The organism is Streptomyces sp. NPDC017979, assembly GCF_044328175.1.
Classification (GTDB): domain Bacteria; phylum Actinomycetota; class Actinomycetes; order Streptomycetales; family Streptomycetaceae; genus Streptomyces.
The window spans coordinates 165,129-188,555 of record NZ_JBIRGU010000002.1 but is presented as its reverse complement, the minus strand read 5'-3'; the positions used below and the strand labels follow the sequence as shown (position 1 = coordinate 188,555).

Annotated in this window: 19 protein-coding genes; 6 read left to right on the top strand and 13 right to left on the bottom strand. The window is 72.0% G+C overall.

Annotation, left to right across the window (positions count from 1 at the left end; genetic code table 11):
- The first annotated feature begins 229 nt into the window (after positions 1–229).
- Positions 230–2,509: a heavy metal translocating P-type ATPase gene (locus ACH4E8_RS06790; protein ID WP_398445077.1), complete on the top strand. Its 2,280-nt coding sequence runs from the start codon at positions 230–232 to the stop codon at positions 2,507–2,509.
- Positions 2,510–2,682: 173 nt separating this feature from the next.
- Here the strand turns inward: ACH4E8_RS06790 and ACH4E8_RS06785 are convergent, their stop codons facing one another.
- Together ACH4E8_RS06785 and ACH4E8_RS06780 are read right to left on the bottom strand one after the other, a co-directional pair.
- Entirely contained in the window at positions 2,683–2,997 is a 315-nt protein-coding gene (locus tag ACH4E8_RS06785; protein ID WP_398445075.1) for a DUF6479 family protein, read from the bottom strand.
- A 143-nt stretch (positions 2,998–3,140) separates the two neighbouring features.
- Positions 3,141–3,794: a maleylpyruvate isomerase family mycothiol-dependent enzyme gene (locus ACH4E8_RS06780; protein WP_398445073.1), complete on the bottom strand. Its 654-nt coding sequence runs from the start codon at positions 3,792–3,794 to the stop codon at positions 3,141–3,143.
- Between the two features lie 76 nt (positions 3,795–3,870).
- On the opposite strand from ACH4E8_RS06780, the gene ACH4E8_RS06775 reads away from it, so the two are divergent.
- Together ACH4E8_RS06775 and ACH4E8_RS06770 are read left to right on the top strand one after the other, a co-directional pair.
- Positions 3,871–4,527, top strand: coding sequence for a hypothetical protein (locus tag ACH4E8_RS06775; protein WP_398445072.1), 657 nt, complete (start codon positions 3,871–3,873; stop codon positions 4,525–4,527).
- Between the two features lie 569 nt (positions 4,528–5,096).
- On the top strand, positions 5,097–6,305 hold the full coding sequence (locus tag ACH4E8_RS06770; protein ID WP_398446056.1) for a Cmx/CmrA family chloramphenicol efflux MFS transporter: 1,209 nt from the start codon (positions 5,097–5,099) through the stop codon (positions 6,303–6,305).
- A gap of 32 nt (positions 6,306–6,337) precedes the next feature.
- Here the strand turns inward: ACH4E8_RS06770 and ACH4E8_RS06765 are convergent, their stop codons facing one another.
- Together ACH4E8_RS06765 and ACH4E8_RS06760 are read right to left on the bottom strand one after the other, a co-directional pair.
- A complete protein-coding gene (locus ACH4E8_RS06765; protein ID WP_398445070.1) occupies positions 6,338–6,607 on the bottom strand; it encodes a DUF4031 domain-containing protein in 270 nt (89 codons plus the stop codon).
- Entirely contained in the window at positions 6,604–7,032 is a 429-nt protein-coding gene (locus ACH4E8_RS06760; RefSeq protein WP_398445068.1) for a hypothetical protein, read from the bottom strand. Before ACH4E8_RS06760 ends, ACH4E8_RS06765 begins: the two co-directional genes overlap by 4 nt.
- 169 nt (positions 7,033–7,201) lie before the next feature.
- Here ACH4E8_RS06760 and ACH4E8_RS06755 point away from each other — a divergent pair, with 169 nt between their 5' ends.
- The 3 genes from ACH4E8_RS06755 to ACH4E8_RS06745 all read left to right on the top strand — a co-directional run bounded on the left by ACH4E8_RS06755 (position 7,202) and on the right by ACH4E8_RS06745 (position 11,076).
- A complete protein-coding gene (locus ACH4E8_RS06755; RefSeq protein ID WP_398445066.1) occupies positions 7,202–8,140 on the top strand; it encodes a MurR/RpiR family transcriptional regulator in 939 nt (312 codons plus the stop codon).
- 56 nt (positions 8,141–8,196) lie between these two features.
- Complete coding sequence (murQ, locus tag ACH4E8_RS06750) at positions 8,197–9,132, top strand: N-acetylmuramic acid 6-phosphate etherase (protein WP_398445064.1); 936 nt, start codon at positions 8,197–8,199, stop codon at positions 9,130–9,132.
- A 498-nt stretch (positions 9,133–9,630) separates the two neighbouring features.
- Positions 9,631–11,076, top strand: coding sequence for a PTS transporter subunit EIIC (locus ACH4E8_RS06745; RefSeq protein ID WP_398445062.1), 1,446 nt, complete (start codon positions 9,631–9,633; stop codon positions 11,074–11,076).
- Here the strand turns inward: ACH4E8_RS06745 and ACH4E8_RS06740 are convergent.
- The 9 genes from ACH4E8_RS06740 to ACH4E8_RS06700 all read right to left on the bottom strand — a co-directional run bounded on the left by ACH4E8_RS06740 (position 11,066) and on the right by ACH4E8_RS06700 (position 23,348).
- On the bottom strand, positions 11,066–12,511 hold the full coding sequence (locus ACH4E8_RS06740; RefSeq protein ID WP_398445060.1) for an aldehyde dehydrogenase family protein: 1,446 nt from the start codon (positions 12,509–12,511) through the stop codon (positions 11,066–11,068). The genes ACH4E8_RS06745 and ACH4E8_RS06740 overlap by 11 nt on opposite strands.
- Positions 12,512–12,875: 364 nt before the next feature.
- On the bottom strand, positions 12,876–13,850 hold the full coding sequence (locus ACH4E8_RS06735; protein WP_398445058.1) for a Clp protease N-terminal domain-containing protein: 975 nt from the start codon (positions 13,848–13,850) through the stop codon (positions 12,876–12,878).
- A gap of 244 nt (positions 13,851–14,094) precedes the next feature.
- Positions 14,095–14,505, bottom strand: coding sequence for a RidA family protein (locus tag ACH4E8_RS06730; protein WP_398445056.1), 411 nt, complete (start codon positions 14,503–14,505; stop codon positions 14,095–14,097).
- Positions 14,506–14,816: 311 nt separating this feature from the next.
- Complete coding sequence (locus ACH4E8_RS06725) at positions 14,817–16,340, bottom strand: alpha/beta hydrolase (RefSeq protein ID WP_398445054.1); 1,524 nt, start codon at positions 16,338–16,340, stop codon at positions 14,817–14,819.
- 46 nt (positions 16,341–16,386) lie between these two features.
- Positions 16,387–17,940: an alpha/beta fold hydrolase gene (locus ACH4E8_RS06720; RefSeq protein WP_398445052.1), complete on the bottom strand. Its 1,554-nt coding sequence runs from the start codon at positions 17,938–17,940 to the stop codon at positions 16,387–16,389.
- 302 nt (positions 17,941–18,242) lie between these two features.
- A complete protein-coding gene (locus ACH4E8_RS06715; RefSeq protein WP_398445050.1) occupies positions 18,243–19,778 on the bottom strand; it encodes an alpha/beta hydrolase in 1,536 nt (511 codons plus the stop codon).
- A 633-nt stretch (positions 19,779–20,411) separates the two neighbouring features.
- The gene (gene groL, locus ACH4E8_RS06710; RefSeq protein WP_398445048.1) at positions 20,412–22,034 is read right to left on the bottom strand and encodes a chaperonin GroEL; all 1,623 of its coding nucleotides are present in this window, start codon (positions 22,032–22,034) and stop codon (positions 20,412–20,414) included.
- A gap of 372 nt (positions 22,035–22,406) precedes the next feature.
- A complete protein-coding gene (locus tag ACH4E8_RS06705) occupies positions 22,407–22,610 on the bottom strand; it encodes a cold-shock protein (RefSeq protein ID WP_361536710.1) in 204 nt (67 codons plus the stop codon).
- A gap of 462 nt (positions 22,611–23,072) precedes the next feature.
- Positions 23,073–23,348, bottom strand: a complete 276-nt coding sequence (locus ACH4E8_RS06700) for a MoaD/ThiS family protein (protein ID WP_361536708.1) — start codon at positions 23,346–23,348, stop codon at positions 23,073–23,075.
- Between the last annotated feature and the right edge of the window lie 79 nt (positions 23,349–23,427).

The following is a 23,427-nucleotide window of genomic DNA, read 5'->3' as shown; positions in this document are numbered from 1 at the left end:
GGTGACGGCTTCGGCTAGGCCCTAGGCCGGGTCCGGCCTGAGAGGTCTAGTCCATTGATCTCAGCCTAGTCCGCGGACCGCCCGGATGCATCAGCGGGCCGGTGAGAGTGGCGTGGAAACTGCGGCCCCGGGAAGGGATCCAGCCTTGCGTTTTATACCCAGGGGGGGTATACATAGATCTCGGAAGGGATACCCTCTAGGGGTATGACACGCTGAGCAGGGAGGAACCATGGCGCACACGGCCACCCACCAAGAGGTGGAACTCGCGATCGGCGGCATGACGTGCGCCTCCTGCGCGGCCCGCATCGAGAAGAAGCTCAACCGCATGGAGGGCGTCGAGGCGACCGTCAACTACGCCACCGAAAAGGCGAAGGTCACCTTCAGCGAGGACGTCAGCGTCAAGGACCTGATCGGCACCGTCGAGGCCACCGGTTACACGGCCGCCCCGCCGAAGCCCAAGCAGGACGCCTCGGCCACGTCGTCCGGATCCGGTGCCGACGCGGCCGACGCCGAAGGCGGGGAAGAGGACGACGCCGAACTGAAGACGCTGCGCGAGCGGCTGATCACCGCGCTCGTGCTCGCCGTCCCGGTCATCGCGATGGCGATGATCCCGGCGCTCCAGTTCCAGTACTGGCAGTGGCTCTCGCTCACCCTCGCCGCCCCCGTCGTCGTCTACGCGGGCTGGCCCTTCCACCGGGCCGCCTGGAAGAACGCCCGGCACGGCGCGGCCACCATGGACACCCTGATCTCGGTCGGCACCATCGCCGCGTTCCTGTGGTCCATCTACGCACTCTTCTGGGGCCACGCCGGAATGCCCGGCATGACCCACCCCTTCGAGCTGACGATCGAGCGCAGCGACGGCTCGTCCAACATCTACCTGGAGGCCGCGGCCGGCGTCACCGCCTTCATCCTGGCCGGGCGCTACTTCGAGGCCCGCTCCAAGCGCAAGGCCGGTGCGGCGCTGCGCGCCCTGATGCACCTGGGCGCCAAGGAGGTCACCGTCCTGCGGGACGGCGAGGAGGTCCGCGTACCGACCGCCGAACTGAAGGTCGACGACACGTTCCTGGTCCGCCCCGGTGAGAAGATCGCCACTGACGGCGTCGTGGTCGAGGGCTCGTCCGCCGTGGACGCCTCGATGCTCACCGGCGAGTCCGTGCCCGTCGAGGTCGGCCCCGGCGACGGCGTCACCGGCGCCACCCTGAACGCGGGCGGCCGGCTGGTCGTGAAGGCCACCCGGGTCGGCTCCGACACCCAGCTCGCCCGGATGGCACAGCTCGTCGAGGACGCGCAGAACGGCAAGGCGGCGGCCCAGCGGCTGGCCGACAAGATCTCCGGCGTCTTCGTCCCGATCGTGATCCTGCTCGCCATCGGCACCCTGATCACCTGGCTGGCGCTCGGCGAGGGCTGGGCCGCGGCCTTCACGGCGGCGGTGGCCGTGCTGATCATCGCCTGCCCGTGCGCCCTCGGGCTCGCCACGCCGACCGCGCTCATGGTCGGTACGGGGCGCGGCGCCCAGCTCGGCATCCTGATCAAGGGCCCCGAGGTCCTGGAGACCACCCGCAAGGTCGACACCGTCGTCCTCGACAAGACCGGCACCGTCACCACCGGCAAGATGACCCTGCTCGGCGTGCACGTCGCCGCCTCGACCGACGAGGACGAGGTGCTGCGACTGGCGGGCTCCCTGGAGAACGCCTCCGAGCACCCGATCGCCCAGGCCGTCGCCACCGGCGCGGTCGAGAAGGTCGGCGCGCTCCCCGCCCTGGAGGACTTCGCCAACATCCCCGGACTCGGCGTCCAGGGCATCGTGGAGGGCCACGCGGTCCTCGTCGGTCGCGAGAAGCTGCTCGCGGAGTGGGAGATCCGGCTCTCCGAGGAGCTGAAGGCGGCGAAGGACGCGGCGGAGGCCGCGGGTCGTACGGCCATCGCGGTCGCCTGGGACGGCGAGGCCCGTGCGGTCCTGGAGGTCGCCGACGCGGTGAAGGAGACCAGCGCCGAGGCGATCACCCGGCTCCGCGGGCTGGGGCTCACCCCGATCCTGCTCACCGGTGACAACGAGGCCGTGGCGAAGGCGGTGGCCAAGGAAGTCGGCATCGACGAGGTGATCGCCGAGGTCATGCCGGAGGACAAGGTCGACGTCGTCAAGCGCCTCCAGGCCGAGGGCCGCAGCGTGGCCATGGTCGGCGACGGCGTGAACGACGCGGCGGCGCTCGCCCAGGCCGATCTGGGGCTGGCGATGGGCACCGGCACGGACGCGGCGATCGAGGCCAGCGACCTGACCCTGGTGCGGGGCGACCTGCGGGCGGCGGCGGACGCGATCCGGCTGGCGCGGCGGACGCTCGGCACCATCCGGACCAACCTGTTCTGGGCCTTCGCCTACAACGTGGGCGCGCTGCCGCTGGCCGCGATGGGCCTGCTCAGCCCGATGATCGCGGGTGCGGCGATGGCGTTCTCGTCGGTCTTCGTGGTCGGGAACAGCCTGCGGCTGCGGGGCTTCAAGGCCGCGCGGTGAGCGGACGGTAGGGCAGCAGAAGACCACCCTGGGTAAGGGGGTAGGAGGAGGGGCCCGGGCGCTTGAAGCGTCCGGGCCCCTCCGCGTTCTGCGTCTTGCGGCGTCGTGCGGCGTCCTGCTTCGTCGTACGGCGCCTTGCTACGTCATACGGCGTCTCACTGCGAACCGTGGGGTCAGCCGCCGAGACCGCCGCTGCCGAAGGACCCGCTGTGGGCGTTCGGCCCGTGCTTGGGCCGGTCCTCGCGGCCCTTGCCGGTGCTGTGACTGCTGTGGGGGTGCATGTTGTACGGGAGCAGGCGTTCGCCGTCGTGCGGGAACGCGTCCTCGTCCGCCTCGCGGACCTCCTCCACGTGGGCGGGGTGGTCGGGCTTGTGCGGCTGCTCCTCGGGGCGGGGCGTTACCAGGGCGGCACGACGGCGGCCGTCCCACCACATGGCGGCGCACAACAAGGCCACCAGGACGAGTCCGAAGAAGATGATTCCGAGCATGTCTGCCTCCGTGTGAGGTGGCACCCGTCGGTGTCTCGCCTTCCAGTGTCCCCCCAAAGGACAGAACGGGCACAAGGGCCCATTTGCCTGCTCGGGTCCGTTTGCCCGGAGCTGCTCGGGTCCGTCTGCCCGGGTCCGTCTGCTCAGGTGAAGACGATCAGATCGGCCTCGGTCGCCCCCGTCAGCTCGTACCGGGTCCCGGTCAGCGGTCGGCCGGAGATCAGCCGGATGAGGGTGGTCGCCGAACCGGTGTACGTCGCGGGCTCGGGGCTGTCGGCGCCCAGTACGAGCGGGGAGTCGTGCCCCGCCAGCCGGGCCAGCAGCGGCTGTGTGCGCCGGGCCCGGGTCAGCGAGGCGAGCAGCCGCAGCGCGTACGGCAGCCCGGCGCCCTCGTACGCCGCCGGCTCGCCCAGCGCCTCCCGCAGATCACCGGCGTGCACCCACTCGCCGAGCGCGACCGCGTCGAGCTTGCCGTGTCCGGCCGCGGCGATGGGCGGCCCGGCCTCGGTCATCCCGCGCTCCAACGCGTCCACGACCTGCTGGTGCGACAGGTCCGCGACCCCGGCGATGTCGCGCTCGTTCGCCTCCGGCGTGAACACGCCCTTCTCGTAGCGCTGCTCCACCACGCGCTGGAGCGCGGTGGCGCAGTGGGCGATGACGTGGCGCACCGTCCAGCCGGGACAACACGTCCGGATCTCGAAGTCCTCGTCGGGCTTGGAACGCAGCAGGGGGATCAGGGCGTCCCGCTCGGTACGGAGGAGGAGGCCGGGCAGTTCGGGGTCGCGTACGGAGTCCATGCCTCCACCCAACCTCAAAGTGCGCCCGCGCCTCCAGCCCTGGTACGGACGGGGTTCGGGGTCGTACCGTCCCGGCATGGACGTGATCGAAGACCTGCGGGCCCGCTGGGTGCGCACCCTCGTCGCGGCGCGCGGCGCGACGGCGCCCGGACCCGATCCGCTGCCGTACGCGGCGAACCTGCTGGCCCGCTGGGCGGAGCCGCAGCGCCGCTACCACACGACCGCGCACCTCGCGGCGGTCCTGACGCACGTCGACGCCCTCGCCGGGTACGCCGACGCGCCCGACTTGGTCCGCCTCGCCGCGTGGTTCCACGACGCGGTGTACGACCCCGAGCGCTCCGAGAACGAGGAGCGCTCGGCCCGGCTGGCGGAACGGGCCCTGACCGAGGCGGGGCTGACGGCGGACGCGGTGACGGAGGTGGCCCGCCTGGTGCGGCTGACGGTGACGCACGCGCCGTCGCCCGACGACGCGAACGGGGCGGTGCTGTGCGATGCGGACCTGGCAGTGCTGGCGTCTCCGCCGGACGCGTACGCCGCGTATGCGGCGGCGGTCCGGGAGGAGTACGGCTTCGTCCCTCCTGCCGCGTTCCGCCACGGCCGCGCCGAAGTGCTGCGACACCTGCTGTCCCTGGACCGCCTGTTCCACACGCCCTACGGCACCCGCGAGTGGGAGGCCCCGGCCCGCGCCAACCTGACGTCCGAACTCACCCGCTTGACGACGAACGCGCCTTGACCCCTGGGACGTGTTTCCCTGCGGGTGCGTTGGTCTCCGCGGGTCGGTGGTGAGTTGCCCGCGCAGTTCCTTGCGCCTGGGACATCCGCGCCGTTTCCCTGCGGGAGCGTTGGTCTCCGCGGCCCGGTGGTGGGCTGTTCGCGCAGTTCCCCGCGCCCCTGACATCCGCGCCGTTCCCCTGCGGGAACATTGGTCTCCGCACCCCGGTGGTGGGCTGTTCGCGCAGTTCCCCGCGCCCCTAAAACCCCGTCCGTGACCCGCAGACATACGGCGGGGGTCAGCACATCAGGGGCGCGGGGAACTGCGCGACAAGCCCACCACCGGGCCGCAGGTAAACGACTACCGCTGGCAAACCAGGGGCGCTGGGGGTCCCCCATGCCCTCTGGGCATAGGGGGCGGAACTGCGTGAACAACCACAATGCAGCCGCAGAGACCAACGCTCCGCAGGGAAACGGCGCGGATGTCCCACGCGCAAGCACCCCGCAGGGGAAGCCGCGGGAATGTGGGGAAGGGCCCGCGCCGTTGGGACTGTCATGCCCGAATCCGCGCCGCCCGCCAACCCCACCCACATGCCCCTCGCCGTCTACATCCTCGGACTCTCCGTCTTCGCCCTCGGCACCAGCGAGTTCATGCTCTCCGGGCTGCTGCCGCCCATCGCGGACGACATGGGCGTGTCCATACCCCAGGCGGGCCTGCTGATATCCGCGTTCGCGATCGGGATGGTCGTCGGCGCGCCGGTGCTCGCCGTCGCGACGCTCCGGTTGCCGCGCAAGGCGACTCTGATCGCCCTGATCTCGGTCTTCGGCGTCGGCCAGGTCGCGGGGGCGCTCGCGCCCACGTACGAGGTGCTGTTCGCGTCACGCGTGGTCAGCGCCCTCGCGTGCGCCGGGTTCTGGGCGCTCGGCGCCGCGGTGTCGATCGCGATGGTGCCGGTGAACTCGCGGGCGCGGGCCATGGCCGTGATGCTCGGCGGGCTGTCGATCGCGAACGTCCTCGGCGTCCCCGCGGGCGCCTTCCTCGGTGATCACTGGGGGTGGCGCGCGGCGTTCTGGGCCGTCGCCCTCGCCTCCGCCGTCGCGCTGGTCGGCGTGGTGACGCTGGTCCCCCGCATCCCGCCGCCCGCCCAGCGGCCGGAGCTGAAGCGCGAGCTGTCGATCTACCGCGACCGGCACGTGTGGCTCGCGGTGGCCGCCACCGCGCTCGCCGGCGGCGGCGTGTTCTGCGCCTTCTCCTACCTCGCACCGCTGATCACGGACTCCGCCGGCATCGCGGAGAGCTGGGTGCCGTGGGTGCTGGCGCTGTTCGGCCTCGGTGCCCTGATCGGTACGGCGATCGGCGGCCGGATCGCGGACGCGCACATGTTCGGGGTGCTGCTCAGCGGCATCGCGGCGTCCACGGTCTTCCTGACGGTGCTGGCGCTCTTCGACACCGTGCCGGCCGTGGTGGTCACCGTCGCGTTCCTGCTCGGGGTGTCCGCGTTCTACACCGGCCCGGCGCTCAACGCCCGCATCTTCAACGTCGCGGGCGCGGCCCCGACGCTGGCGGGCGCCACCGCCACCTCCGCGTTCAACCTGGGCAACACCGGCGGTCCCGCGCTCGGCGGCGTCGTCATCGACGCGGACTTCGGCTACGGCGCCACGGCCTGGGCGGGCGCGGCGATGCTGGTCGTCGCGGTGGCGCTGGTCGCGCTCTCGATGCGGCTGCCCGGCGCGACGCGCGTGGTGACGTCGTCCACGAAGCCGGCCGCCGCACCCCGGCCGGCCGCGGAGCACGTCTAAGGGACCGGGCGCGTCCAAGGGACGGGGCGCGGCTAGGGCGCGGGGCGCGTCTTGCGTCGGCGCAGGCCCGTCGCCGTCAGGATCCTGACCACCTCGCGGCTCGGCACCTGCACCGCGCCAGCCGCGACCGCGGCGGCGTAGCGGTGCGCCGGGACGTCGTAGTGGTCGCGTTCGAAGGCCCGGCGCGGGCAGCCGATGGACGCGGCGAAGGCGTGCAGTTCCTCGTACGAGACGTCGCTGACGAGGTGGGACCAGAGCAGGCCGTGGCCGGGCCAGTCCGGCGGGTCGATGTAGACGGTCATCCGGCGCCGGCGCTCCCGTTCGCGCCTCCGTTCGCGCCTCCGTCGACGCCCGCGGCGTCGCCCAGCGAGCCGACGCGGGCCACGACCACGCCCGCCTGCTCGCACACCCAGTGCGGATCCGCGCCCAGCTCCGGCTCGACGGCGAGGGCGTGCGGGTCGCCCGTGTCGCAGACCGGGCACAGGGGCCAACGGCCGTGCCGTTCCAGCAGGGCGTCCTGGACGTCCTGGGCGACGAGCCCGGTGACGTACGCCGCGCCCTCCGCCCACTGCTCGATCCACCAGCGGCGGTGCGTCACCGACTCCTCCACCAGCGAGACCACCTCGGCGTCCGCCACGTCGCGCGCCGCGAGATCGGCCAGGATCAGGGCGCGGGCGGTGTGCAGGGCCTGCTCGGCGTCCGGTCCTGAGGGGGCTGCTGGAGTCATGCCGCCATTGTCCCGCACGGACCCGTGGCGACGTCCTTACGGGCGCCGATGCAGGCACCCGCACCCGCGTCCCGGGCAGATCCACTCGGGCGCGTTCCGAACACGCCTTGCCCGATCCATACCAAGGGGGTCTTGACCTGCACCGTGGTACGAAAATAGCTTTCATACCATGGCTAACCCAGTGAAGGAAATTTTCAACAAGGGGACCGCCGCCAGCGACACTCCGCCCGCCCCCGCCGCCCTCGCCGCCAAGGTCAGGACGCTCACCCCGTCCATGACCCGCTCCATGCAGCGGGTCGCCGAGGCCGTCGCGGACGACCCCGCGGGCTGCGCCGCGCTGACGGTCACCGGGCTCGCCGAACGCACCGGCACCAGCGAGGCGACCGTGGTGCGCACCGCACGCCTCCTCGGCTACCCGGGCTACCGCGACCTGCGACTCGCCCTCGCCGGACTCGCCGCGCACCAGCAGTCCGGCCGGGCGCCCAGCGTCACCGCGGACATCGCCGTCGACGACCCCATCTCGGACGTGGTCGCCAAACTCGCCTACGACGAACAGCAGACCCTCGCCGACACCGCCGCCGGCCTGGACACCGCGCAGCTCTCCGCCGCGGTCGTCGCCGCCGCGACCGCCCGGCGCATCGACATCTACGGCGTCGGGGCGTCCTCCCTGGTCGGCATGGACCTGGCGCAGAAGCTGCTCCGCATCGGCCTGATCGCGCACGCCCACGCCGATCCGCACCTCGCCGTCACCAACGCCGTGCAACTCCGCGCCGGCGACCTCGCGATCGCCATCACCCACTCCGGCTCCACCGGCGACGTCATCGAACCGCTGCGCACCGCCTTCGAGCGGGGCGCGACCACGGTCGCGATCACCGGCCGCCCGGACGCCCCGGTGTCCCAGTACGCCGACCACGTACTGACCACCTCGTCCGCCCGCGAGAGCGAGCTGCGCCCCGCGGCGATGTCGTCCCGCACGGGCCAGCTCCTCGTCGTCGACTGCCTGTTCGTCGGCGTCGCCCAGCGGACGTACGAGACGGCGGCGCCGGCGCTCGCCGCGTCCTACGAGGCCCTGGCGCACCGGCACTCGGCCCGCGGCACGAGCCGTTAGGGCGCGCCTGATCCTGCAGACACACCTTCAGGCCGGTTTTGACCGATAGGAAGCACATGACCTCCACCTCGCCCGCCCACGGGGACCTCCGCGCCCAGCTCGAAACGCTCACCACGGAGGCGTTCCGGCCGGACCTCGCGGACGTCGACCGGCTGCCGACGCTCGACATCGCCCGTCTCATGAGCGCCGAGGACCACGCCGTGCCCGGCGCGGTCGCCCGACACCTGCCGACGATCGCCGCCGCGATCGACGCCGCCGCGGAGCGGATGGCGCGCGGCGGCCGGCTGATCTATGCGGGCGCGGGCACGGCGGGCCGGCTAGGCGTCCTGGACGCCAGCGAGTGTCCGCCCACCTTCAACACCGATCCGGCGCAGGTGGTGGGGCTCATCGCGGGCGGCCCTTCGGCGTTCGTCAACGCGGTGGAGGGGGCGGAGGACAGCGCGGAGCTGGCCGCGGCCGATCTGGCGGGGCTGGGGGTGGGCGCGGACGACACCGTCGTCGGCGTCTCCGCGTCCGGCCGTACGCCCTACGCCGTCGGCGCGGTCCGCTACGCCCGGAGCCGGGGCGCCCTCACCGTCGGCCTGTCCTGCAACGAGAACAGCCCGCTCGCCGCGGCGGCGGACCACGGCGTCGAGGTCGTCGTCGGCGCCGAGCTGCTGAGCGGCTCGACCCGGCTGAAGGCGGGCACCGCGCAGAAGCTGGTCCTCAACATGATCTCGACGATCACGATGATCCGCCTCGGCAAGACGTACGGGAACCTGATGGTCGACCTGCGCGCCTCGAACGAGAAGCTGCGGGCCCGCTCGCACCGGATCGTCGCGTACGCGACGGGCGCGAGCGAGGGGGAGGTGGAGGCGGCGCTGAAGGCGACGGAGGGCGAGGTGAAGCCGGCGATCCTCACGATCCTGGCGGAGGTGGACGCGGCGACGGCGATCCGCCTTCTGACCGACGCGAACGGTCACTTGCGCGCGGCGCTCAAGGCAGCGGACTGACCCGCCCCGCTTCCCACGGGCCGCGGGCCCCAGCCCACCTGGACCTTCCCGCCGTTTCCCCGTGGGTACGTTGGTCCCCGCGACCCGGTGGTCGGTTGCTCGCGCAGCTCCGCCCCCTGTGCCCTGCGGGCGTGGGGGGACCCCAGCGCCCCTGGTTTGCCGGCGGTAGTCGTTTGCCCGCGGCCCGGTGGGGGGCTTGTCGCGCAGTTCCCCGCGCCCCTAAAACCCCGTCCGTGTCCCGCAGACTTACGACGGGGGAAGCGCAACAGGGGCGCTGGGGGTCCCCCCATGCCCGCAGGGCACAGGGGGCGGAACTGCGCGACAAGCCCACCGCCGGGCCGCGGAGACCAACGCACCCACAGGGAAACGGCGCGGATGTCCGACTCGCAAGCACCCCGCAGGGGAAGCCGCCCCCCGCAGGGGAAGCCGCTGCGCCGGTTGGCTGAGGGGCGGACCCGGCGTGGGAAACGGACGGGGCGCGCGGATACACATCCGCGCATGGGCGTACAGCAACAGGACCCCGCCGGCCCCGGCGCACGCGCGCGCACCCTGCTCGAACACCTCGGTGGCGCCGGCAACGTCCTTTCCGTGGCGCATTGCATGACCCGGCTGCGCCTCACGCTGCGGGACCGCGGGCCCGTGCAGCACGACGCGATCACCGCGCTGCCCGGCGTCCTCGGGGTCGTCGAGGACGGGACGTCGTACCAGATCGTGCTGGGGCCGGCCGCGGTCGCGCCGGTGACCGAGGCGTTCGAGGCCCTCCTCGCAACGCCTCAGGACGGCCCGCCCGCGGAACCCGCGGAATCCGCGAAGCCCGCTCAGCCCGCCAGGGCCGTCCTGCGCCGCATCGGCAACGTCTTCGTGCCCCTCATCCCCGCTCTCATCGGCTGCGGCATCGTCGCCGGTCTCAGCGGACTGCTCGTCAACTTCCGGATCCTGCCCGGCCTCACCCCCGCCCTCGCCGCCGTCTCCGGCGGCTTCATGGCGCTGATCGCCGTGTTCGTCGGCTACAACACCGCGAAGGAGTTCGGCGGCACCCCCGTCATCGGGGGCGCCGTCGCCGCCGTCGTCGTCTTCCCCGGCGTGGCGAAGGTCGAGGCGTTCGGGCAGGCCGTGGCCCCGGGCCAGGGCGGGGTGCTCGGCGCGCTCGGGGCCGCGCTGCTCGCGGTGGGCGTGGAGCGCTGGTGCCGCGGGCGGGTGCCGGGCGCGCTCGACGTGCTGCTCACGCCCGCCGTCACGGTGCTCGTCGCCGGCCTCGTCACCGTCTACGGGCTGATGTACGTCGCCGGCGAGGCCGCCACCGCGATCGGCACCGCCGCGACCGCGCTCCTCGACTACGGCGGGGCCGCGGCCGGCTTCGTACTCGGCGGGCTGTTCCTGCCGCTGGTGATGGTGGGGCTGCACCAGGCGCTGATCCCGATCCACGCCACGCTCATCGAGCAGCAGGGCGCGACCGTGCTGCTGCCGATCCTGGCGATGGCGGGCGCGGGGCAGGTCGGCGCGGCGGTGGCCGTGTACGCGCGGCTGCGGCGCCACGTCGACGTGCGCGCCACGATCCGCTCCGCGCTGCCGGCCGGGCTGCTCGGCGTCGGCGAGCCGCTGATCTACGGGGTCACCCTGCCGCTGGGGCGGCCGTTCGTGACGGCGTGCTTCGGGGGCGCGTTCGGCGGCGGCTTCGTCGGGCTGTTCTCGATGCTCGGCGACCGCGTCGGCTCGACCGCGATCGGCCCGTCCGGCTGGGCGCTGTTCCCGCTGCTGCGCGGCGACCACGGGCCGTTGACGACGCTCGCCGTCTACTCGGGCGGGCTGTTCGTCGGGTACGCGGTGGGCTTCGCCGCCACGTACTGGTTCGGGTTCACCGCGGAGCAACTGGCGCGGTACGGCGGGCCGGACCGGGCCGAGGCACCCGACCCGACCCCCGGCCCCCCGGCGCTCACAGGCTGATGACGCCCGTCCTGGTGTCCGTCATGTCGAGCAGGGTCCACTTGCCGCCGATGCGGCCCCAGCCCGTGCCGCGTCCCCCGGCACCGCCGAACGGCATGTTGATGTCCCACCAGTTGTTCGTCTCGTTCACGATCACCTGCCCGACCTGAAGCTCCTCGACGAAGCGGAACGCGGACTTCATGCTGGTGGTGAAGACCGCGCCCTGGAGGCCGAGGGCGTCGTCGTTGGCGATCCGCAGCAGGTCGTCCTCGTCGCGGCCGGTGAGGATCGGGACGACGGGCCCGAAGGACTCCTCCTTGGCGAGCAGGCTGCCCTCGGGGACGGCGTCGACGACGGTGAACTCGTAGTACAGCTCCGTCGGCATGCCGGCGCGCCGCCCGCCGCCGCGCAGGACGCGCGCCCCGCGCCCCCGCGCGTCCGCCAGGTGCCGGTCCATCTTCGCCGCCACGCCCTCGTTGTTGAGCGGGCCGAGCACGGTCGCGGGGTCGAACGGGTCGCCGAGGACGACGCGTTCGGACTCCCGCAGCACCGCCGCCACGAACGCGTCGTGCACGTCGGCGTGGACGACGACCCGTTCGGTGGCGCAGCACACCTGGCCGGCGCAGGGGTACGCACCGTCCACCGCGGCCCGCGCCGCCGCGGCCACGTCCGCGTCGGCGAGCACGACGAGCGGACCGTTGCCGGAGCACTCCATCAGGGAGCGCTTCAGACCGGCCGCCGCGGTGATCTTCGCGCCCGTCGCGGAGGAGCCGATGAAGCCGACGGCGTGGATGCCCCGGTGGCGTACGAGGGCGTCCCCGAAGGCTCCGTCGCCGGGGAGGACGTTCACCAGGCCGGCCGGCAACCCGGCCGCGACCACCGCCTCCATCGCGGCGAGGACGGTCAGCGGGGTGTTCTCCGGCGGTTTGACGACGAGCGCGTTGCCGGTCGCCAGGCCGGGCGCGGCGAACTCCGCGAACATCAACAGCGGGAAGTTCCAGGGGGTGATGACGCCCCAGGTGCCCACGGGCCGGTGGAAGGTGAACATCCGCTTGGTGCTGTCGCGGGAGAGCAGCGTCTCGCCGTTCAACCGGACGGCGTCCTCCGCGTGCAGCCGGAAGAGCTGCGCGGCCTCGGTGACGTCCGCGACGGACTCGGCGAGCGGCTTGCCCTGCTCCAGGGTCTGGAGGCGGGCCAACGCGTCGCGCCGGGCATCCAGTTCGTCGGCTATGCGACGAGAGGCCGCGGCCCGGTCCCACACGTTCACCGCAGCCCAGTCGCGCTGGGCACGGTGGGCGGCGGCCACGGCGGTGTCGAGGTCGGCGGCGGTGGGGCGCGGGAAGGAGCCGACGTGCTCCCCGGTGGCGGGGCTGCGTACGGCGATCGGCTCGGCGCCGGCGCCGGCGCCGGCGGCGTACGCGCCGTCGATGAACAACTGCTGCTGTGCGGTGGTCATGAGGCGTGGCTCCCTGTCCCGTCCGTGTCCCGCCCGTGCGGCTGCGGCAGAGGATTCATCGGCAGCGCGGCGCGGCGCGAAACTCCGCAAGCGCGTCGGCCGTCGCGCCGCGCGCCCGACGTGCGCGCGACCCGACGGCCGTCGGCTGCCCTCGTCAGTGGGCTTCCCCGCGCGGGGGACCGGAGCGGTCGGTCACCTCGCGCACACCGACGGGACCACTCGGACCGGCGCCTTGGCGGGCAACCGGTCGAGCTGCTTCTCATGGCGTACCTGCCCGCGGTCCCGAAGTTCCGCCTCGTGTTCACGGGCACGTGTTCACGGGCACGTGTTCACGGTCGCTCGGCAGGCGGCGTCCGTGGCCGCCTTACGGGGAACCCGCGCCCTGCATCCGTTGGACGAGGCGCAGCGCGCGTGTCCCTTCCTGGAGGAGGGACTCCACCAGGGGGCCCGTGCCCCGGTCGTCGTCCGCCGCGTCGACGTACGAGTCGGCGGGTCGGACGTCACCGCCCAGCACGTCATCGGCCGCCAACGCCCGGCGGGCCGCGGCGTAGTCGACGCCGAGGGCCGCCAGCCGCTCTCCCCCGAGGTAGCGGTCGTCCGGCTCCTGGGCGCCCTCCGCCAGCATGTGCGGATGGGCGCGGGCCACCTCGTGGGTGGCGAGCACCGCCAGCAGGACGTGCTCGGTGCCGGCGCGGTCGTGCCCGAGCAGCCGGGCCTGGGACTCCGTCTCCAGCCTGATCCAGGCGGTGGGCCGGGCAGCCCAGTTCACCCCGCCGGTGAGCCAGCGCAGCCAGAACGGCATGGGGTAGCGGCTGCGCCCGAGCAGCGCGTCCCGGGTCGGCCGCAGCCGGGGGTCGAGCCCGGCCGGGAGGTCGTCGCCGTCGACCGTGCCCGCGGCTCCGGCGTCGAGCCTGGCCAGTACGGCGTCCCCCGTCGTACCGCACAGCGCCAGCACTTCGGCGCACCGGTTGTCGCCGTCCGCCAGCAGCCCCCGCAACAGGTCCTCGGGCGTGAGCTTCCCCGAACCCGAACCCGCCCGTGAACCCGAACCAGTGCTCTTGTCCGCCCCCTTGCGCCGCCGGGCCTCCCCCATCGCGTGCTCGAAGGCGCGGTGCGCGGCGCCGGTCAGCATCCGTCGGCGGTCGCCGTCCTCCCCCAGGACGTCGGCCGACGAGATGCTGTCCCCGGCGCCGTCGTCACCGCTCCAGGCGTCCGCCCTGCCCTCCCGGTCGCGGAGTACGGCCAGGACGGACGCCTTGGTCACGGATTCGGCCGCGAGTGCCGCGCGGGCTTCCCCCTTGGTGTCGGTGATCCCGGCGAGCAGGTGCTCGCTCCCCATGGCGTCTCCGTCGCAGCATCCCCATGCCCCGCCGAGTACGCCGATCACCTTCCAGCCCGCTGCCACCCGTGTTTCCATGCGGCCTCTCCGTTGTCTCCCCCGTTGTTCCCCCGCGGGCCCCCGTTTCGGTCCCCCGTGGGTTCCCCCGTTGTTCCCCCGTCGAGGTCGACGATCTCCCATTTCGGAGAGGTCCCGCGTCAGCCGTTGGTTGACACTTCAGTCAACGAACGTCGCTCGACCTGGGTCATTCGGGCAGCGCAGCGGTGAGGTCGACCTCGATCAGCTGTCCGGGGTAGCCGAGTTGGGCCACCCCGAGGAGGGTGCTCGCGGTGGAGAAGGCGGGCGCGATGACGGACTCGTTCAACCGGTCCCACGCCTTCGCCAGCACCACCTCGTCGCTGCTCACCACGTAGATCACCGAACGCACCACGTGCTCCGGGCCCGCGCCCACCGCCTTCAGGGCGGTCAGCGCATTGGCCGCGACCCGGTCGATCTGGCCGTCGAGGTCGCCCTTGGCGACGACTTCGCCGGAGGTGTCGAGGGGGCACTGCCCCGAGAGGTAGGCGGTACGGCCAGCCTCGACGACGGTGATGTGGTGGTAGCCGGGGGTGGAGTGGAGTTGGTCGGGGTTGATGCGTTCAATGTTGTTGCCCATGCCATCGAGTCTGCGCGAGCGGACTGGCCCCCGCATCCGCATTTCCACCGCCGTTCGTCAGCCGTCCCCCGGCCCCTCACTGCCCCAGCCCTCGGGCGAGCGCACCCGCCGGTTCCCCGTCGGGGGTGTCCCCCGCAGGTTGGACGGGTGCAACCCGCCGAGCCCGTACCTCTTCGCGTGCGCCGCACGGTCCCGGTCAGCGGCCGGTCCGCCCGCCGGGTGACGGGGCGGGCGGGGGCCTGCCGGCCGGTCCGCCCGCGCCCGCCGCTACCCGGGCGCCCAGGGCACTCGCGGCAGTCGCGTGGCGGTCGTCAGGAGCGCGCCTGGAGCGGGAGTCGGTTCCGCTGGTCAGTCACCTCCGGCTGCTGCGCCGACTGCGGCGGGGTCGGGTCCGCCGCGCACGTCACGTTCTTCGTCGGGAGCTTGCCCGTCGTCAGATACGCCGTCGTCACCGCGTCCGCGCAGTCGCTCACGCCCATGCGGTACACGCCGTGCGTCTCGCCCTCGTCGACGGTGACCAGGCGGGAGCCCTTCATCCCGCGATGCATGGCCTGCGCCTGCGCCAACGGGGTCTGGGAGTCCCACTCGGCCTGGACTATCAGCGCGCCGACGCGGTTGTTGACCTTCGTCGCCGGCTCGACGGGGGCGTCCCAGAACGCGCACGGCGTGATGTTGGCGGTGAAGTCGCCGTAGATGGGGAAGCGCGCGGCGTCGCGGACCGCGTCGCGGCGGTAGGTGGCGGGGTCGCGCGGCCAGGTCGCGTCGCCGCAGACGATCGTGTTGAAGAGCGACATCTCGTTGTCCTGGACCACGTACGGCGGCGGCACCTCGATCGGCTCCCCCGCCGCCGCCTTCTTCAACTGGACCAGGATCTTGGCGCCTTCGGCGCGGTAGAAGAAGACCGGCCGCATGGCCTCGCGGACCGCGGCGCCGTCCAGGAGGTCCTCGCCGACCTTGATGGGCTGGCGGTCCGCCTGCGCCACCAGGTCCCAGAATCCCTTGTCGACCGCCTCCGGCGTCGCCCCCAGGCCGTACTCGGCGTGGCGCTCGGCCGTCCAGCGCGTCCAGCGGTCGTACGCGGGCTCCGCGCCCGTCGCCCAGGCCCGCACCACGCCCCGCCACGCGCTGTTCGGGTCCACCGCGCTGTCGAGCACGATGCGGTCCGAACGGTGCGGGAACATCTGGGTGTACACCGCGCCCAGATACGTGCCGTACGAGACGCCCACGTAGTTGATCTTCTTCTCGCCGAGCGCGGCCCGGATCGCGTCCATGTCCCGCGCCGTGTTGCGGGAGGTGAAGTGCTTCAGATCGGCGCCGTACTTCGCCCGGCACTTGTCGGCGAACGTACGCGCCCACGCCACGCTCGAAGCGAACGTCCCCTTCTTGTACGGCCGCAGGACCTGCCGCTCCTGCGGGGTGGTGCCGCACTCGATCGGGGTGCTCTTGGCGACGCCTCGCGGGTCGAAGCCGATCAGGTCGTACCGGTCCTTGACGGACTGCGGCAGCAACTCGTTCCACATCAGGGGCTCTCCGAGGCCGGCGCCGCCGGGCCCGCCCGGGTTGAAGAACAGCACACCGCGGCGCTTCGTCGGGTCCGCGGCCTTCAGCCGGGACACCGCGACGTCGATCTTCTTGCCGCCGGGCGCCCCGTAGTCCAACGGCACCTTGATCGTGGCGCACTCGAACGCCGCGGGCTCATCGGCGCTACACCGCTGCCAGGTCAACTGCTGTGCGCCGGACCCGGACGACGTCGCGGGGGCGGCCACGGCCACCGCCGGGGCCAGGGTCGCCAGAACGCTCACCGCGAGGACGGGAGCGATGCGTCTTGACTGCACGTGCGGTCCTTTCTCATACGTACGGGCATGCCCAGGTGCGCATGCGTCATCGAACGGCCGTCGCGCCGGAGGCGGCGCGCGCCGTGGAGGTGAGGAACGGCAGCTCGGTGTGGTGCCGCCGCTTCTGCGCACCCGCCGGGTCCGGGGTGCACGTCGTGTCCCTCGCCGGGAGTCGGCCCGTGAGGAGGTAGGTGTTGGTCAGGTCCTCGGCGCAGGTGCTGGTGCCGCTGCCGTACACGCCGTGCCCCTCGCCCTCGTCGACGAGGACCATCCGCGCGCCCTTCATGTCCTCGCGCAGTCCGACGCCGTCGGGCAGCGGGGTCTGCGAGTCCCATTCGTTGTGCACGATGAGCGCGCCGACCCGGTTGTCCACGACGGTGGCGGGCTCGACGTTGTCGTCCCAGAAGGCACAGGGGTTGATGTGCGAGGCGAAGTCCCCGTAGAGGGGGAAGCGGGCCGCGTCCCGCCGGGCCTCCTTGCGGTACGTCCGCGGGTCCTTCGGCCACGGCGCGTCGCCGCAGCTCACGGTCCACAGGGCGGAGGCGAACCCCTCGTCCATCTGCAGGCCGGGCAACTCCGGGGTGGGCTTCCCGGCCGCGGCGTCCCGCAGCACCTGCACGGACTCCGTCGCCGTGCTCGGCACGAAGAAGCCGGGGCGCATCCTGGCCCGTATCTCGTCGCCGTCGAGCAGGGTCGTACCGACCTTGATCGGGGTGCGGTTCGCCTGGGCGACCAGGCCCCAGAACGTCTTGGAGACCGCGCCCGGCGTCGCCCCCAGACCGAACTGCGCATCGCGCTCGGCCGCCCACCGCGTCCAGCGCGCGTACGCCTTCTCCGTCTCCGGCGCCCACAGCTGGAAGTCCGCCCGCCAGGCCCGCTTGGGGTCGACCGCGCTGTCCAGCACGAACCGGTCGGCCCGGCGGGGGAACAACTGGGTGTAGACCGCGCCCAGATACGTCCCGTACGAATAGCCGAAGAAGTTGATCTTCTTCTCACCGAGCGCGGCCCGGATCGCGTCCATGTCCCGCGCCGTGTTGCGCGTGGTGATGTGCTTCAGGTCGGCGCCGTGCTTCGCCCGGCACTTGTCCGCGAAGGAGCGCGCGAGCGCGGTGTCCCGGGCGAACGTCCGCTCCTTGAAGGGGCGTTCCATCACGAGGTCTTCCGGGGTCAGCCCACAGCGCACGGGGGCGCTCTGCCCGACGCCGCGGGGATCGAAACCGATCAGGTCGTACCGGTCCTTGACGGACTGCGGCAGCAACTCCCGCATCATCAAAGGCATGTCGAGGCCGTCACCGCCGGGTCCACCGGGGTTGAACAGCAGGACCCCGCGCCGCTTGGCCGGGTCCGCCGCGCTCAGCCGGGAGATCGCGACGTCGATCTTCTTGCCGCCGGGCGCCCCGTAGTCCAACGGCACCTTGACGCTGGCGCACTCGAACGCCGCGGGCTTGTCGGCGCTGCACCGCTGCCAGGCCGGCTGCTGCGCACCGGGCCCGGGCAGCGGAGCTGCGGGCGCGGCCACGGCCGCCGGGGTCAGGGGCACGAGCACGCCCGTGGCGAGCATGCCCACTGCGAGCACGGGGGCCAGTCTTCTGGCTTGCACGAAGGTCGTTCCTTCCGTTCGTGGCGTCGCGCACCGGTGGTCAGTCCGGGGCGCGCTGGGGACACCGGCCGACCAGAATCGGACAGCCGGCAGTTCAGGGGGTGGGGCGGCCGCACGAGGGACGGGGATCGTACGGCCGCCCCGGGGCCGGGCCGGCCAGTCGAGCCGGCCCGGCGATCAGGTGGTCAGCCGATCAGGCGGCCCGTGCGAGCACGCGGGCGGGGATCACCCGGGCCGGGATCGGGCCGGCGGGCACACGGGCTGGCGGCCGAGGGTCGGGGCCGGCCGGCCGGTTGCCCGGCTCAGCGGGCCGAGCCCGCGCCTATGCCCGCCCACATCTGCGGCAGTTCCATCGGAGCCCCGCGCCGGGCCCCCGGCTCCGCCCGACACGTCACGTCCTTCGCCGGAAGCCGCCCCGTCACCAGATACGCCGACGTCACGTCACTGGCGCAGGCGTTGCCGAAGAGGTACACGCCATGGCCCTCGCCCTCGTCGACCGTGACCATCCGGGCCCCCTGCATCGCCCGGTGCATGCCGCGCGCCGTCGTCAGCGGAGTCTGCGAGTCCCACTCGTTCTGCACGATCAGGGCCGGGACGCGGTTCCTCACCTTGGTGACCCGCTCGGCCGGGCCGTCCCAGAACGCGCACGGAGTGATGGACGAGGCGAAGTCCCCGTACAGCGGGTGGCGGACCGCGCCGCGCTCCGAGTCCTTGCGGTACGTCTCCGGGTCACGGGGCCAGGCAACGTCGCTGCACACCACCGTGAACTGCGACGAGGCGAGGTTGTCCGGCATCTCCGGATCCACCGGGACGTTGGGCACCGGCTTGCCCGCCGCCGCCTCCTTGAGCATCACGGTCCGCTCGGTCGCCTCCTTCACGGAGAAGAAGGAGGCACGCATCGCGTCGCGTATCTCGACGCCGGAGAACTTGCGGTCGCCGACGGTGATGGGCGCCCGGTCGGCCTGGGCGACGACGCCGTGGAACGTCCGCGCGACCGCGGCCGGGCTCGCGCCGAGGCCGTACTGCGCATGGCGCGCGGCGGCCCATCGCGTCCACCGGTCGAACGCCCGCTCCGCCTCCGGCGCCCAGATGCGGAACGTCTCCCGCCACGCCTTCTCCGGATCGACCGCGCTGTCCAGCACGATCCGGTCGGCCCGGTGCGGGAACAACTGGGTGTAGACCGCGCCCAGATACGTCCCGTACGAGTAGCCGACGTAGCTGATCTTCTTCTCACCGAGCGCGGCCCTGATCGCGTCCATGTCGCGCGCCGTGTTGCGGGAGGTGAAGTGCTTCAGGTCGGCGCCGTACTTCGCCCGGCACTTGTCCGCTATGGACTTGGCGCGCAGCACGTCGGCGGTGAAGGTGCTCGGGGCGTACGGACGCGGCCAGCCCTTCTCTTCGGCGGTCAGCCCGCAGCTGAGCGGGGTGCTCTTGCCGACCCCCCGGGGATCCATGCCGATCAGGTCGAAGCGGTCCCGCAGGGACTGGGGCATCTCCTTGTGGAGGTCCAGCGGCAGGGTGAGCCCTTCGCCGCCGGGCCCGCCGGGGTTGGAGAACAACACCCCGTGCCGCTGCGCCGGATCGGCCGCCTTGATCCGGGAGATCGCGACGTCGATCTTCTTGCCGCCGGGGTGCCGGTAGTCCAACGGCACTTCGACCGTGGCGCACTCGAAGTACGCGGGGGTGTCGGGCCCGCAGCGCTGCCACGCGAGCCCCGCCGATGCGGCGGCCGGCGCGGACGAAGCGGCCTGCGCGGACGGAGGTGGCTGCGGGGCGGCGACCGCCACCGCCGGAGTCAGGGCCGCGAGCACGCTCACCGCGAGACCCGCCGCGAGCACGGGAACGGCGGAAACGACGGGAACTACGGAGGCAAGGGGAACAGGGCGTCGTACCAACACGGAAGGGTCCTCCCGCTCGGCTGTCTGGACACCCACGACCTTGGCGTGACGGGACCCCTTCGCGAATCACCCGCCAAGAGGTAGCTGAGTAAGCCTGCGGTCTTATCCCGTCGACGTCCGGGTCATTCTGCGGATGCAGTTGAATTCCGCCACTCTCAGGGGACGATTATCGGCCGCTTCGCTCCGCCCCGGCGACCCCCTGCAATTGCATGCGCCTCAGGGGCGAATAAGGGCCGAGCCCAGGGCTCGACTAGGGGTCCGCAACAGGGTCCGACTCAGGGGCGGATCAGGGGTCAACTCAAGGTTCGACGCCAGGGTTCGACTTCGGGTCAACCGGCTGGAGTTTCGAAACACGGATTCAAAAATCCGAGTGCGGAGAAAGGCCCTGCACACCAAACCACCGGTCACACCAAACCACCGGTCGCGCCAAACCGCCCGTCACACCAAGGCGCGGGCAAGCCAAAGTGCCAAGCAGGCCAAAGGCCGGGCACGCCGAAGGGCGGCACCCCCTGGGAGTGGGGTGCCGCCCTTCGTACGTAACCGGCCTTGCCGATCCTGGAGATGTCTCCCGGATCAGAAGTCCATGTCACCGCCCGGCATGCCGCCCGGAGCAGCCGCAGCGGCCTTCTCCGGCTTGTCGGCGATGACGGCCTCGGTGGTCAGGAACAGCGCGGCGATCGACGCGGCGTTCTGCAGCGCGGAGCGCGTCACCTTCGCCGGGTCGAGGATGCCCTCGGCGATCATGTCGACGTACTCGCCGGTCGCGGCGTTCAGACCGTGACCCGGGGTCAGGTTGCGCACCTTCTCGACCACGACGCCGCCCTCAAGGCCACCGTTGACGGCGATCTGCTTGAGCGGGGCCTCCAGGGCCAGCTTGACGGCGTTGGCACCGGTGGCCTCGTCGCCGTCGAGCTCCAGCTTCTCGAAGACGGCGGACGCCTGGAGCAGCGCGACGCCACCACCGGCGACGATGCCCTCCTCGACGGCGGCCTTCGCGTTGCGAACGGCGTCCTCGATGCGGTGCTTGCGCTCCTTGAGCTCCACCTCGGTCGCGGCGCCGGCCTTGATGACGGCCACGCCGCCGGCCAGCTTCGCGAGGCGCTCCTGGAGCTTCTCGCGGTCGTAGTCCGAGTCGGAGTTCTCGATCTCGGCGCGGATCTGGTTGACCCGACCGGCGACCTGGTCGCTGTCACCGGCGCCGTCGACGATGGTCGTCTCGTCCTTGGTGATGACGACCTTGCGGGCGCGGCCGAGCAGGTCGAGGCCCGCGTTCTCCAGCTTGAGGCCGACCTCCTCGGAGATGACCGTGCCGCCGGTGAGGATGGCGATGTCGTTCAGCATCGCCTTGCGGCGGTCGCCGAAGCCCGGAGCCTTGACGGCGACGGACTTGAAGGTGCCGCGGATCTTGTTGACGATCAGCGTGGACAGGGCCTCGGCCTCGACGTCCTCGGCGATGATCAGCAGCGCCTTGCCGGACTGCATGACCTTCTCCAGCAGCGGGAGCAGGTCCTTGACCGAGGAGATCTTGGAGTTGACGACGAGGATGTAGGGGTCGTCGAGGACGGCCTCCATGCGCTCCATGTCGGTCGCGAAGTACGCCGAGATGTAGCCCTTGTCGAAGCGCATGCCCTCGGTGAGCTCCAGCTCCAGACCGAAGGTCTGGGACTCCTCGACCGTGATGACGCCTTCCTTGCCGACCTTGTCCATGGCCTCGGCGATCAGCTCGCCGATCTGGGTGTCAGCGGCGGAGATGGAGGCGGTGGAGGCGATCTGCTCCTTGGTCTCCACGTCCTTGGCCTGCTCGAGCAGGGCGGCGGAGACGGCCTCGACGGCCTTCTCGATGCCGCGCTTGAGGGCCATCGGGTTGGCGCCGGCCGCGACGTTGCGCAGTCCCTCGCGGACCAGGGCCTGGGCCAGAACCGTGGCGGTGGTCGTACCGTCGCCGGCGACGTCGTCCGTCTTCTTGGCGACTTCCTTGACCAGCTCGGCGCCGATCTTCTCGTACGGGTCCTCCAGCTCGATCTCCTTGGCGATGGACACGCCATCGTTGGTGATCGTGGGGGCGCCCCACTTCTTCTCAAGGACGACGTTGCGACCCTTGGGGCCAAGGGTGACCTTGACGGCGTCAGCGAGCTGGTTCATCCCGCGCTCGAGACCGCGCCGTGCCTCCTCGTCGAACGCGATGATCTTTGCCATGTGAGGTGTCCTCCACGGACTGGGTGGGAAGCTCTATTGGACCGCGTTGGCGCCCGCGACGGACGGCCTGCTGCACCAGATGGCTCCATGCGCCACAAGGCGAGCGGGCCTCACCGACCCGGCCCTTCGTAGCACTCTCACCCGGAGAGTGCTAACGCCAATGATTAGCACTCGCCACCCGAGAGTGCAAGCGCCCTACCCGTGCTCGCCTCCGCGACGAAGGGAACCGGCCGCGCCGGAAGCAAGCCCCCGAGGAGGCCCCGCAGCGGCGGCGAAGACATCGGGAGAACCGCCCCGACCACGCACAGAAGGGCCTTGCACCCCGGCCGGGGTGCAAGGCCCTTCAAGTGCGTGAATACGCCGGAGCGGGATTCAGGCCGAGATCTTCACCATGTCGGCCTGCGGGCCCTTCTGCCCCTGCGAGATCTCGAACTCGACTCGCTGACCCTCCTCCAGGGTGCGGTAGCCGTCCATCTGGATCGCGCTGTAGTGGACGAATACGTCCGCACCACCGTCGACCGCGATGAAGCCGTACCCCTTCTCCGCGTTGAACCACTTGACGGTGCCCTGAGCCATGCCCAACTCCCCTATTACTGGCCCTTGCACAGGACCGCACCTCGCGGACCCGGGTCAGACCCCTACCCGCTCACTGGAGTGCGCCGGAACGCGTCGACCGCGGCTGAATGTATCTGCCCAACTGCCCTCTGCAACAGGTCAATCGGACGAGAATTCCTGGAACCTACGATCGGGTAATTAGGCTGGATTACCGCAATTCCGGGACAAATCAGGCCGGACAAAAGGAACTTAAGCGACACAAGTACGCCACACATTGGCTGCTTCTTATCGAGCCCGGGCGCAATTCGATACGTGGGCGAGAGCGTTCGGCGAAGGGGCGTTCCCCAACTGTAGCGTGCTCAACCCTGCAGAATTGCCCCCTCCGGATGTCTCACGGAGGGGGCAATGCAACTGACTCTGGGTAATACGGCTGACTCTCGGTGACGCCGACCGCCCGCGCGGGCGGGGGCGGCGGTCCGGGTCTCAGCCGCCGGCGACCGCGGGGATGATCGAGATGCCGGCGCCGTCCGGCGTGGCGGTCTCCAGGCCCTGCTCGAAGCGGACGTCGTCGTCGTTGACGTACACGTTGACGAAGCGGCGCAGCTTGCCCTGGTCGTCCAGGACGCGGGCGGCGATCCCCGTGTGGTTCTTCTCCAGGTCGGCGATGACCTCGGCGAGGGTCGCGCCCTCGGCGGGCACCTCGGCCTGGCCGCCGGTGTAGGTGCGCAGGATGGTCGGGATGCGGACGTTGACGCTCATGGGTGCCTCTTTCGGGGCCGGTGCAGGGCCGGTACGGGGGCGGGCGGAGGGAACGGAGGGGCTGGCGGGACCTGTCGCG